At 71.4% G+C, this 11,902-nt stretch carries 9 protein-coding genes; 8 read left to right on the forward strand and 1 reads right to left on the reverse strand.

Translation table 11 applies throughout. From position 1 onward, the window contains the following. The first annotated feature begins 56 nt into the window (after positions 1–56). The 8 genes from ACWHMB_RS06070 (at position 57) to ACWHMB_RS06105 (ending at position 11,199) form a co-directional block, all read left to right on the forward strand. A complete protein-coding gene (locus ACWHMB_RS06070; RefSeq protein ID WP_377483819.1) occupies positions 57–2,564 on the forward strand; it encodes a PD-(D/E)XK nuclease family protein in 2,508 nt (835 codons plus the stop codon). Further along, entirely contained in the window at positions 2,561–5,839 is a 3,279-nt protein-coding gene (locus ACWHMB_RS06075; protein WP_377483817.1) for a UvrD-helicase domain-containing protein, read from the forward strand. The genes ACWHMB_RS06070 and ACWHMB_RS06075 overlap by 4 nt, the downstream gene beginning before the upstream one ends. A gap of 76 nt (positions 5,840–5,915) precedes the next feature. After that, positions 5,916–6,227 carry a type II toxin-antitoxin system TacA family antitoxin gene (locus ACWHMB_RS06080; protein WP_293220261.1) on the forward strand — a complete coding sequence of 104 codons (312 nt, stop codon included), beginning with the start codon at positions 5,916–5,918 and terminating at the stop codon, positions 6,225–6,227. Then, positions 6,196–6,678 carry a GNAT family N-acetyltransferase gene (locus tag ACWHMB_RS06085; RefSeq protein ID WP_293220258.1) on the forward strand — a complete coding sequence of 161 codons (483 nt, stop codon included), beginning with the start codon at positions 6,196–6,198 and terminating at the stop codon, positions 6,676–6,678. The genes ACWHMB_RS06080 and ACWHMB_RS06085 overlap by 32 nt, the downstream gene beginning before the upstream one ends. Before the next feature lie 90 nt (positions 6,679–6,768). Next, positions 6,769–7,233 carry an Lrp/AsnC family transcriptional regulator gene (locus tag ACWHMB_RS06090; RefSeq protein WP_293220255.1) on the forward strand — a complete coding sequence of 155 codons (465 nt, stop codon included), beginning with the start codon at positions 6,769–6,771 and terminating at the stop codon, positions 7,231–7,233. A 126-nt stretch (positions 7,234–7,359) separates the two neighbouring features. Then, positions 7,360–8,583: a diaminopropionate ammonia-lyase gene (locus tag ACWHMB_RS06095; protein WP_377483815.1), complete on the forward strand. Its 1,224-nt coding sequence runs from the start codon at positions 7,360–7,362 to the stop codon at positions 8,581–8,583. 18 nt (positions 8,584–8,601) lie between these two features. Next, complete coding sequence (locus tag ACWHMB_RS06100) at positions 8,602–9,774, forward strand: M20 aminoacylase family protein (RefSeq protein ID WP_377483813.1); 1,173 nt, start codon at positions 8,602–8,604, stop codon at positions 9,772–9,774. A 51-nt stretch (positions 9,775–9,825) separates the two neighbouring features. Continuing rightward, positions 9,826–11,199, forward strand: coding sequence for a TIGR03862 family flavoprotein (locus ACWHMB_RS06105; RefSeq protein ID WP_377483811.1), 1,374 nt, complete (start codon positions 9,826–9,828; stop codon positions 11,197–11,199). An 81-nt stretch (positions 11,200–11,280) separates the two neighbouring features. Here ACWHMB_RS06105 and ACWHMB_RS06110 read toward each other — a convergent pair whose 3' ends face one another. After that, entirely contained in the window at positions 11,281–11,898 is a 618-nt protein-coding gene (locus ACWHMB_RS06110; protein WP_377483808.1) for an NADPH-dependent F420 reductase, read from the reverse strand. Positions 11,899–11,902: the final 4 nt, after the last annotated feature.

Below are 11,902 nucleotides of genomic sequence, written 5' to 3' on the forward strand. Positions count from 1 at the left end.
CGCTGCGGCTACAGTGCGGGTCATTGTGACAGAAACCCATATCCACTGACGCGCCGATGCTTGCCCCCAGCGTGACGAATCAGGCGCCCACCCCCTCCAACTGGGCCGATTTGCTGGCCCGCGTGCACGCCAGCCTGCACGAGCAGGCCGCGCATCCGGCGCGCTCCGTGGTGCTGCTGCCCTATGCCCAACTGGCGCCGCTGGCGGCGCGGCTGTGGGCGGCGCAGTATCCCGACGGCTACGCGCCGCGCTTTGAAAGCACGCGCACCTGGGCAGCGCGCGTGGGCATGTTCAGCCCCGCGCCCACCGACCTCAGCGGCGAGCATGGGCGCGACTGGCTCACCGCCGCCGGCCTGCTGGAGGCTGCCGGCCTGGGCGCCCAGCGCCAGGCGCTGGCTGGCCTGCTGCTGGAGTGGGCGGCGCCGCTGGCGCCGGTGGCCGCCAGCCTGCCGCCCGCGCTGCGTCCCGACTGGGCGCAGCAGGCGCGCGCCGCGCTGCCGCCGCTGGGCGAGGGCCCGATGGCGCTGGAGGCTGCGCTGGGCCGCATCGCGCTGGCCTGGGCCGGCAGCTCCGACTACGCCACCGACGTGCTGTTCGGCCCGCGCGTGGGCCAGACGCTGGACGCGCTTGTCATCGTGCCCGGCCTGCAACCCGATCTGCTGACCGCCCACCTGGCGGAGCATTACGCCGACAAGGCGACCTGGCTTGCCCTGCCGGCCGACCCGCCCGGCGCCACGCCGGCGCTGCACGTGTGCGCCGACGGCGAGGACGAGGCCGAGCGCGCCGCCGCCTGCGTGCTGGCACACCTGGCCCAGGGCCGCGCGCCGGTGGCCCTGGTGGCCGGCGACCGCGTGCTCACGCGCCGCATCAGCGCGCTGCTGGCCGCACGCGGCGTGCCGCTGCGCGACGAGACGGGCTGGACGCTGTCCACCACCCATGCCGCCGCGCGGCTGGTGGCGCTGCTGCGCGCGGCGGCGCGGGGTGCGTCCACCGACGCGGTGCTGGACTGGCTCAAGCTGGCGCCCGACGCGGACGCCGCCGCCCTGCGCACGCTGGAGCGTCAACTGCGCCGGGACGGCGTGCGCGACTGGCTGGAGGCCAGTGCGCGCACCGCCGGCCAGCCGCTGACCCATCGGGTCGAGGCACTGCGCGCCGCGCTGCAGGCGCCGCGCCCGCTGGCCGACTGGCTGGCCGCCCTGCGCGAGGCGCTGGCCGCGTGGGGCGCCTGGCAGCCGCTGCTAGACGACGCCGCCGGCGCCGCCGTGGCCGATGCGCTGAGCCTGGCGCCCGGCGCCGACACCGACTGGCTGGCCTGGCCCGCGGCCCGGCGGCGCCTGGGCCTGCGCGAGTTCACGCGCTGGGTCGGCGACACGCTGGAGGCCGCCAGCTTTCGCCCGCCGCACCCGCCCAATGCACCGGTGGTGGTGCTGCCGCTCAGCCAGCTGCTGGGCCGCCCGTTTGTCGCCCTGGTGTTGCCCGGCGCCGACGAGCAGCGCCTGCCCGCCGCGCCCGAGCCGCCCGGCCCCTGGACCGCCGCCCAGCGCCAGGCATTGCACCTGCCGCTGCGCGAGCAGCTGGCGGCGGCGCAGGCGGCGGCCTGGCGCGTCGCGCTGGCCGTGCCGCAGATCGACGTGCTGTGGCGCACCAGCGACGACAGCGGCGAGCCGCTGCTGCCCTCGCCCTGGGTGCAGGCGCTGCGGCTGCAGGGGCAGAGTAGCGAAGGCGTCGATCCGCGCGCCCGCCGCGCGCTGATTGCCAAGCCCGTGGCGGTGCCTGCGCCGAGTGGCGCCGCGCTGCCCACGCAGCCGCTGTCGGCCAGCAGCTACGAGATGCTGCGCGCCTGCCCGTACCGATTCTTTGCCCTGCGCCAGCTGGGGCTGGCCGAAGAGGGTGAATTGGAAGCCGAGGTCGACAAGCGCGACTTCGGCATCTGGCTGCACGAGGTGCTGCACCGCTTTCATCGGGCGCTGCAGGCCGACCCGGCTGCCGTGCGCGCGGCCCTGCTGGACGCTGCCGCAGAGCAGGCCATGCAGGCGCTGGGCTTGCAGGGCGGGGCTTTCCTGCCCTTCGCCGTCGCCTGGCCGGCTGTGCGTGATGGCTATCTGGACTGGTTGGCCGGGCACGAGGCCGCCACCGGCGCCGTGTTCGAGGAAGGCGAGCAAGGCGTGCGCCGCCAGGTGGGCGAGGTGGCGCTGCTGGGCACCTTCGACCGCGTGGACCGCCTGCCGGACGGCGCGCCGCTGGTGATCGACTACAAGACCGAAAGCCCCGCGCGCACCCAGGCGCGCCTGAAGACCGGCAGCGAGGACACGCAATTGCCCTTCTACGCCCTGCTGACCGGCCATGACGCACCGCAGGCCGCCTACCTGAACGTGGGCGAGCGCGAGCCCGCCAGGCTGTATGCGTCGGCGCAGCTGCTGGAGCACGCCGCCGCGCTGCACCAGGGCATCGAGGACGACCTGGCCCGCATCGCCGCCGGCCACCCGCTGCGCCCGTTGGGCGAGGGCAGCGTGTGCGACTGGTGCGCGGCGCGCGGTCTGTGCCGCAGGGACTTCTGGTCATGACGACGCCCGCCTACGAACACAACGACCAGCCCTGCACGCGGGATGCGTTCTACGCCATCGCCTGCGACCCGCGCCGCCACGTGGCGGTGGAAGCCTGCGCCGGCGCGGGCAAGACCTGGATGCTGGTGTCGCGCATCCTGCGCGCGCTGCTGGACGGCGCCGCGCCGCAAGAGATATTGGCCATCACCTTCACCCGCAAGGCCGCCGGTGAGATGCGCCAGCGCCTGCAGCAGTGGCTGGCCGAATTCGCGCAGGCCGCGCCCGAGGTGCTGGACAAAGAGTTGATTGCAAGAGGAATCGAGCTCCAGCGCTTGCCAGGCCAGCGCGAGCAGCTACAACATTTGTATCAAACGCTGCTGGCCCAGGCGCGCACGGTGCAGGTCCGCACCTTCCACAGCTGGTTCGCGGCCCTGTTGCGCAGCGCGCCGCTGCAGGTGCTGGCCGACCTGGGCCTGCCCACCCGCTACGAGCTGCTGGAAGACACCGCCGACGCCGTGGCCGAGGCTTGGCGCGGCCTGCTCGACACCATCGACGCCGACGTCGGCCTGCGCGCCGACTACGCCGCCCTGGTGGCCGCGCTGGGCCGCACCCGCGCGCACCAGGCGTTGGAGGGCGCACTGGCGCGGCGCGTGGAGTTTGCGCTGGCCGACGAGGTGGGCCATGTCGACGAGGCGGTGGCATCGGCCGCCGCGCTGTACCCCGAGTTCGCCGACCAGGCGCAGCCGGCCGATGCGCTGCTGCCCGCCGCCGTGCGCGAGCGCTGGCTGGCGCGCGCGCGGCTGCTCGGCGTCGAGAAAAACAAGACGCCGCAAGCCGCCGCCGCCGCCGTGGTCGATGCCTTCGAGTCGCTGGCCGATCCGCTGCAGCGCCTGGCCGCGTTGCGCGATGCCTTTTTCGTCAAGAACGAAGACCGGCTGACCCAGCACCTGCGCAAGTTCGCCGCCGCGCAGGAGGCCGAGCCCGAGTTGCAGCGCCTGCTGGCCGCCACCCGCCAGCACGAGGCCCGTGCCCATCACCAGCGCGTGGCGCGCCTGACGCGCGCCTTCATCGACGCCTTTGCTCGCCTCAAGCGCGAGCGTGGCTGGGTCGACCTGGCCGACGTCGAGCGCGCCGCGCTCACCCTGCTGTCGGACGAATTTCTCAGCGGCTACGTGCAGCAGCGCCTGGACGCGCGCGTGCGTCACCTGCTGATCGACGAGTTTCAGGACACCAACCCGCTGCAGTGGCAGGCGCTGCACGCCTGGCTGGCGGGCTACGCCGGCGCGGGCGGCGGGCTGGAGCCGCCCAGCGTCTTCATCGTCGGCGACCCCAAGCAAAGCATCTACCGCTTTCGCGGCGCCGACCCACGCGTGTTCGGCGCCGCGCAGCGCTTCATTGCCCAAGGCCTGGGCGGCGAGCTGCTGGCCTGCGACCACACGCGCCGCAACGCGCCGGCCGTGCTGGCCGCCGTCAACGCCGTCATGGGCGCGGCGCAGGCGGCCGGCGAGTTCGACGGCTACCGCGCGCACAGCACCGAATCGACCGACGAGCAGGGCCGCGTCGCCGCGCTGCCCCTCATCGCGCGCCCCGAGCGCGCGGGCGGCGCGGACGACGACCCGCTGGCCTGGCGCGACAGCCTGGCCACGCCGCGTGTCGAGCCCGAGGAGCATCAGCGCACGCTGGAGGCGCGCCAGGCCGCGCGCTGGATCGCCGCGCAGGTGGCGGCCGGCACCCCCGCGGACGAGATCATGGTGCTGTGCCGCAAGCGCGCGCCGCTGGGCGAGCTGCAGGCCGAGCTGCGCCACCTGGGCATCGCCTGCGAACAACCCCAGGCGCAGAACCTGGGCGATTTGCCCGTCGCGCAAGACGTGCTGGCGCTGGTCGACGCGCTGGTCTCGCCGGGGCACGACTTGTCGCTGGCGCGCGCGCTCAAGTCGCCGCTGTTCGGCCTGCCCGACGACGACCTGGCGCGCATCGCGCGGACCGTGCGCGCATCCGACGCCGTGGGTGACGCGCGCCCGGCGTGGCTCGATGTGCTACCAAATACAGAGCTGCTCGCGCTTGATGGACAACGGCTGCATGCCGATTTGATGCAATACCAGCACTGGCTGGCCACGCTGCCCCCGCACGACGCGCTGCAGGCCATCTACCAGCACGGCGACGTGCTGGCCCGCTTTGCCGCCGCCGCGCCCGCGCCCGAGCGCGCACACACCCTGGCGCAGCTGCGCGCGTTGCTGGCCGGCGCGTTGCAGGTCGGTGGCGGGCGCACGCTCACGGCCTACCAGTGGGTGCGCGCGCTGCGCCGCCAGCACCTGCCCGCGCCGCGCCACGCCCAGCCCGACAGCGTGCAGCTGCTCACCGTGCACGGCGCCAAGGGCCTGGAGGCCGACTGCGTGCTGCTGCTGGGCACCGACGCCGGCGCCGACAGCCACCGCTCCGGCCCGGGCGTGCTGATCGACTGGCCTGGCGACGCCTCCGTGCCCGCGCGCCTGGCCTTCGTCGCCAACGACCGCCAGCCCCCACCGAGTTTGGAGACGCTGGCAGCGCAGGAAGACGCCGCCCAGGCGCGCGAGGAACTCAACGCCCTGTACGTGGGCATGACCCGTGCGCGCCAGCGGCTGGTGATGAGCGGCGTGGTGCCGCACCGCGTGCCCGCATCCAGCTGGTGGCAGCGCATCGAAACGCTCGCCTCTCCTCTCGCCGCGCCCGAGGCGCCCGTGGCTGCCACCGCGCCGCCGGGCGAGTTTTTCATGCTTGAAGTGCCGAATACCGGCGTGGAACAAGCGCTGGAAGCTATCAAATCAGAAGTGACGGACGAGCCCGAGCGCAGCCCTCCCACCGACGCCTCGCGCATCGGCGAAGCCATGCACTGGCTGCTGGAGCACGCCGGCGACACGCCCGAGGGCTGGCGCGCCGAGCGCACCGCCCAGGCCCAGCGCCGCTTTGCCCTGGCGCCCGAGCAGGCCGCCCACGCGACCGCCATGGCGCGCCGCATCTTCACCGGCGAAGCCGCCTGGGCCTGGTCCACCGCCGAGGTGCTGGAGGCCTTCGACGAAATCGAACTGGTGCACCAGGGCCAGCGCCTGCGCATCGACCGCCTGGTGCGCCGCCGCGCCGGCGCCCACGGCCCCGAGGCCTGGTGGGTGCTGGACTACAAGAGCGCCGCGCAGCCCGAGCGCGACGAAACCCTGCAAGCCCAGCTGGCCGGCTACCGCGCCGCCATCGAGCGCCTGCACCCGGGGCAGGCAGTGCGGGTGGCGTTTTTGAGTGGGGAGGGGAGGGTGGCAGGGGCTTGATCCGTGGTTCCCATGGTTGTCGCCATTTTGGCGCCAATGATAAAATGCAGGCTCAAGCCCCAGGAGGCCAACTGCCATGGAAACCGCCCTTACCAAACAAGACCGCATCGGCGCGCGCGTGTCGCACGACGTGTATCAAACCCTGTGTCGCGCGGCCGAGTTGACCGGTGCCACCGTCAACCAGTTTCTCGTGCAAGCCGCGCTCAAAGAAGCACAGCACGTCATCGAACAGCAGGAGGTCATTCGCCTGTCTCCGCGCGACTGGAATTGGCTGCTGGAGTTGACCGAGGCGCCGCCCAAGGCCAATGCCAAGCTGGCCGCTGCACTCAAGCGCTACAAGAAGGCTCGCCACAACGATGCAGATCACGCCTTTGACTGGCAGCCATGATCGGCAGGGCTTCGATTGCGGGCGCGACGAACTGAACATCTGGTTGCGGCAGGTGGCGCGCCAGCACCAGACCAAGGGCCTGTCCAAGACCTTCGTCGCCACGCTCGACGCCGAACCGTCGCGCATCTGCGGCTACTACGCGCTGACCCTGGCCGAACTCGAAGGCCGCCATTTGCCGCTGGCCTGGCGCAAAAAGCTGCCACAGCGCATTCCGGGCGTGCGTCTGGGTCGACTGGCGGTGGACGTGCGCCATCACGGCAAGGGACTGGGCGAACTCCTGCTCATGGATGCATTGCACCGGGCGCAACGCATTCAGGTCGAGGCGGGTGGTGTCGGGTTGTTCGTCGATGCCATCGACGAGCGGGCTGCAGGCTACTACCAGCGGTTTGGGTTTCAGTGCGCGCCGGACAATGCCTTGCTGCTGTTTTTGCCAACCCAGATTCTGGCCTGAACGCTTGAGTGTGTCCGCCTTGGCAGTCGCGTCTCGCCCGCCTTCAGGCCCACTGAACAGGTCTTGCGCCATTTGCCCGTCACCCCCACCATGCCCCTCGACACCTACGACCTCAAACTGCTGGCCCTGCTGCAGGCCGATGGCAAGTGCCCGCAGCGGCAGCTGGCCGAGGCGGTGAACCTGTCGCCCTCGGCCGTCAACCGGCGCATTGCGGCGCTGGAGGCCCAGGGCGTGATCACGGCCACGGTGGCGGTGGTGGAGCCGGCGGCAGTGCAACGGTCGATCACGATCGTGGTGCAGGTGACGCTCGAGAGCGAGCGCATCGACCTGCTGGACGCCGTGCGGCGGCGCCTGGTCGACTGCCCGCAGGTGCAGCAGGTGTACTACGTGACGGGCGACTTCGACTTTCTGCTGATCCTGAACGTGCGCGACATGGCCGAGTACGAGCAACTGACGCGCGAGCTGTTTTTTGCCGGCGGCAACGTCAAGGCCTTCAAGACCTGCGTGGTGATGCAGCGGGCCAAGGTGTCGCTGGCGGTGCCCCTGCCGGGTTGAAGGTCGACGGCGTTGCGCGCGCGACGGCGCAAACGGTACAACGTTGCTCTGCAGACTCCAAAGCAGGGATGTTTTGCCGCCGCTGGCGTCCTACCATGGGGCCAACGACTTTTCGACGAGCCCGCCATGCTGATCCCCAACCCACACGCCATTCGCGCGCCTTACCCCGCCGAGTTGCGTTCGATCATGAACATCGAGCGCGCGCAGGAGAGCCGGCGCTGGCTGGCCGCCTGGCCGCAGATCGCCCACGGCGCCACGCCGCTGCACGACTTGCCCGGCCTGGCGCGGCAGCTGGGTGTGGCGCGCGTCAGCGTCAAGGACGAATCCGTGCGCTCGCCGCTGGGCAGCTTCAAGGCGCTGGGCGCGCCGGTGGCGTTGGTGCGCCAGGTGCTGCGCTTGCACCCCGATATCGAGCCCACGGGCGTGCTGGCCGGCCGTTATGCCACGCCACTGCAGGGCTACACCGTGATCAGCGCCACCGACGGCAACCACGGCCGCGCGCTGGCCGCCGCGGCGCGCTCGGCCGGCTGCCGCTGCGTGATCGTGTTGCACGCGCACGTCAGCCAGGAACGCGAGGACGCCATTGCCGCGCACGGCGCGCAGATCGTGCGCATTGCCGGCAACTACGACGATTCGGTTGCCGAGGCCGCGCGGCTGGCGCGCGACAACGGCTGGCAGGTGGTGTCCGATACGTCGTATGAGGGCTACGAGGACATTCCGCGCGACGTGATGCAGGGCTACGCCACCGTCGCCGCCGAAGTGGTGGAGCAGACCGGCGCGCGACCGGGCGAGGCGGGCGCCTTCACCCACGTCTTCCTGCAGGGCGGCGTGGGCGGCATGGCCGCCGGGCTGCTGAGTTATTTCTGGGAACTCCACGGCATGCACCGGCCGCACTTCATCGTGGTCGAGCCGGCGCAGGCCGACTGCCTGCTGCAAAGCGCGCTGCAGGGGCGGCCCGCGCGGGCGACGGGATCGGTCGACTCGGTGATGGCCGGGCTGGCCTGTGGCGAGACCTCGCCGCTGGCCTGGCGCTTTCTGCAGCCGGGCGTGGATCACTTTCAGACCGTGGACGACGTGCAGGCCGTGCAGGCCATGCGCACGCTGGCGCAGGGGGTCGATGGCGACCTGCCCCTCGTGGCCGGTGAATCCGGCGTGGCCGGCCTGGCCGCGCTGCAGGCGCTGCGCGCCGACCCAACGCAATGGGCCGAGGCAGGTTTGAGCGCTGACGCGCGCGTGCTGCTGATCAGCACCGAAGGCGCCACCGCGCCGCAGGTCTATGCCCAGTGCGTGGGCGAGAGCGCCGCGCGGGTGTTGCAGCGGCAAGCGGCTTGGCTGGCGCGCCACCCTTGATCTGAAAGGAGTACCCACATGTATGTCGAAACTGAACTGGGCACTCAGCTGGTGCGCTGGCGCCAGCATCTGCACCGGCACCCCGAGACCGGCTTCAACGAGCACCGCACGGCCGACTACGTGGCCACGGCGCTGGAGGCGATGGGCCTGCAGGTGCAGCGGGGCATCGGCGGCACGGGCCTGGTGGCCAGCCTGCGCGTGGGGCCCGGCGCGGGCGTGATCGGCCTGCGCGCCGACATGGACGCGCTGGCCATGATGGAGCAGGCGCCGGGGCGCCCGTACCTGTCGCAAAACGCCGGCTGCTTTCATGGCTGCGGGCACGACGGCCACATGGCCATGGTGCTGGGCGCGGCGCGCCTGCTGGTCGAGCGGCGCAACCTCAGCGGCACCGTGCGCTTCATCTTTCAGCCGGCCGAAGAGCACGGACGGGGTGCGAAGGCCATGATCGACGACGGCTTGTTCGAGCGCTTTCCGGTCGATGAAATTTACGGCGCGCACAACATGCCCGGCATCGCCGCCGGCAGCATCGCCACCCGCGCCGGCGCGCTGATGGCCAGCGAGGACAACTTCGTCATCCGCATCCGCGGGCGCGGCGGCCATGCCTCGCGCCCGGCCCTCACCATCGACCCGCTGGTGGTGGGCGCCGAGATCGTGCTGGCGCTGCAAACCATCGTGGCGCGGGCGGTGGAGGCCACCGACGCCGCCGTGGTGTCGTGCACCGAGTTCATCACCGACGGCATTCGCAACGCCATCCCGTCCAACGTCACGATCAAGGGCGACACGCGCAGCTTCACGCCCGAGGTGCAGCTGCTGCTGGAGCGCCGCATGCGCGAGCTTTGCGCCGGTATCGCCGCGGCGCATGGCGCCAGCTGCGAGGTCGAGTACACGCACGAGTTCGCGCCCACCGTCAACTGGGACGCGCCGGTGGCCGCCGCGCTGCAGGCCGCGCGTGCCGTGGTGGGGCCCGAGCGCGTGGCCGCCGACACGCCGCCGCTGCTGGCGTCGGAAGACTTCGGCGCCTTCCTGCGCCAGGTGCCGGGTGCCTTCGTCTTCATCGGCAACGGCCTGCCCGGCGGTGTGGGCGGGCTGCCGCTGCACAACGCGGGCTACGACTTCAATGACGCCATCCTGCCCGTGGGCGCGCGCTTTTTTGCCGAGCTGGTGAGCCAGCGGCTGCCGGCGCCTTCATAGCAGCGGCGCGCCTTCCGCGACAATCGGCGCATTGCTCCGTGCCCTGCGCCGATGTCCGACTTGCCCCACGATTTAGTTGCCGTCATCGGCGCCGGCCCCGCCGGCCTGATGGCCGCGGACGTGCTGTCGCGCGCCGGCGTGGCGGTGGCGGTGTTCGACGCCATGCCTTCGGCCGGGCGCAAGTTTTTGCTGGCCGGGCGCGGGGGCCTGAACCTGACGCATTCCGAGCCGCTGGCGCCCTTCATCGGTCGCTTTCGACAGGGCGAGGGCGAACCGGGCGCCGCCGAGGCCGTGGCGGGCTGGCTGCGCGACTTCGGCCCCGACGCCGTGCGCGACTGGGCGGCGGCGCTGGGCGTGCAGACTTTCGTCGGCACCTCCGGGCGCGTGTTTCCGACCGAGATGAAGGCCGCGCCCCTGCTGCGCGCCTGGCTGCTGCGACTGCGCGCGCCGCAGGCGCCGGACGCCGTGCCGGTGCGCTTTTTCATGCGGCATCGCTGGGTCGGTTGGGCGCCGGATACTCATAAATCGATAGCCGCTGGCGCTTGTTCAACGGGCGCTGCAGCCACTTTTTGCTTTGAAACACCCGATGGCGCCATGACGCTGCGTCCGCACGCCGCCGTGCTGGCCCTGGGCGGCGCCAGCTGGCCGCGCCTGGGCTCGGACGGCGCCTGGGCGCCTTGGCTGGCTGAGGCCGGGGTGGAGGTGGCGCCGCTCGCGCCGGCCAACTGCGGCTTCGACGTGGCGCCGCGCGGCGGGCCGGTGGGCGATGCGGTGCTGGACGATGGCGTGGGTTGGTCGCCCTACCTGGCCGAACGCTTTGCCGGCCAGCCGCTGAAAAACGTCGTGCTGACGTTTGCCGACAGCCAGGGCCGGCGGTTCAAGCGGCGCGGCGAGTTCGTGCTGACCGCCACCGGCATCGAAGGCAGCCTGGTCTATGCCGCCAGCAGCCTGCTGCGCGGCGAGATTGCGGCGCAGGGCCAGGCCACGCTGCACCTGAACCTGCTGCCCGCGCGCTCCCCCGCGCAGGTGGCGGCCGAGGTGGCGCACCCGCGCGGCCGCCGCAGCCTGTCCTCCCACCTGAAGAGCCGCCTGGGACTGGGCGGCGTACACATGGCGCTGCTGCACGAGCGGCTGACGCCCGAGCAGTTGAAAGACCCGCAGGCCGTGGCGCAGGCCATCGTCGCCTTGCCGATCACGCTGCGCGCGCCGCGCCCGGTGGCGGAGGCCATCAGCACGGCAGGCGGCGTGCGGCTCAGTGCGCTGACCGAGGACCTGGAACTGCGCCGCCTGCCCGGCGTGTTTTGCGCCGGCGAGATGCTGGACTGGGAAGCACCCACCGGCGGCTACCTGCTCACGGCCAGCCTGGCCAGCGGCGTGCGGGCGGGGCGCGGCGTGCTGCGGCGGCTGGCGGGCGGTGCTCCGTAGCGGTACGAACCGGAGGCCGTGACGTGCTTTGCCGGTTTTGGCGACCCACGTCATGCCAATCTTGCCATGGGTCGCAATCGATCAAGGCAGCAGGGTGAAGCCCGATTCAAAGCGTGTCTTCCCGGACGATGCCAGCACCATTTGCAGGAAGCCGATCGCCTCAAGTTGCCTTGAACGCTGCAGAGGCCCAGCGTCGACGGCACGAAGGCCCGCCGCTCCAAGGAGATCCGTGAGCGCAATCTTCCCCTCCGCGTGATCTCCGGCGAACAGGACCGTCGTCGTTGTCGTCCCATTCGTACGGGCAATGAGCGTGTCGGCGAGATTGACGTTGAACGCCTTCAGGACGGCGGCGTCTTGGGGAAGCTGCTTGGCAAGTTCAAGCGCCGTGGAAGAATTCTGCAGCGCCGCTGGCTGCTCATACGTCATGAAATCAATGGGGTTGCTGATGTCGATCACGACTTTGCCACCCAGTCGGCTCCGGTAATGCCCCAATATGCTTGAATAAGCTCCATAGGGAATGGCGAAAACCACCAGATCACCGGTCAGATCGTCGCCAAGAACCGAATACGTGGCATGCGGGTGGTCCTTGATGGGCGTGGCACTGCGATTGACGATTTGGACGTGGGCTCCGGCAAGTTCCGCGATGTTCGCGATTGCCGAACCCATTTTTCCTCTGCCAATAATGCTGATCGATGTCATATGA

This window comes from Ottowia pentelensis, assembly GCF_964341695.1.

Excerpts from the sequence above, each read along its gene's own strand:
- ACWHMB_RS06070 (WP_377483819.1), top strand. The coding sequence starts at position 57 with ATGCTTGCCCCCAGCGTGACGAATCAGGCGCCCACCCCCTCCAACTGG.
- ACWHMB_RS06075 (WP_377483817.1), top strand. The coding sequence starts at position 2,561 with ATGACGACGCCCGCCTACGAACACAACGACCAGCCCTGCACGCGGGAT.
- ACWHMB_RS06080 (WP_293220261.1), top strand. The coding sequence starts at position 5,916 with ATGGAAACCGCCCTTACCAAACAAGACCGCATCGGCGCGCGCGTGTCG.
- ACWHMB_RS06085 (WP_293220258.1), top strand. The coding sequence starts at position 6,196 with ATGCAGATCACGCCTTTGACTGGCAGCCATGATCGGCAGGGCTTCGAT.
- ACWHMB_RS06090 (WP_293220255.1), top strand. The coding sequence starts at position 6,769 with ATGCCCCTCGACACCTACGACCTCAAACTGCTGGCCCTGCTGCAGGCC.
- ACWHMB_RS06095 (WP_377483815.1), top strand. The coding sequence starts at position 7,360 with ATGCTGATCCCCAACCCACACGCCATTCGCGCGCCTTACCCCGCCGAG.
- ACWHMB_RS06100 (WP_377483813.1), top strand. The coding sequence starts at position 8,602 with ATGTATGTCGAAACTGAACTGGGCACTCAGCTGGTGCGCTGGCGCCAG.
- ACWHMB_RS06105 (WP_377483811.1), top strand. The coding sequence starts at position 9,826 with ATGTCCGACTTGCCCCACGATTTAGTTGCCGTCATCGGCGCCGGCCCC.
- ACWHMB_RS06110 (WP_377483808.1), bottom strand. The coding sequence starts at position 11,898 with ATGACATCGATCAGCATTATTGGCAGAGGAAAAATGGGTTCGGCAATC.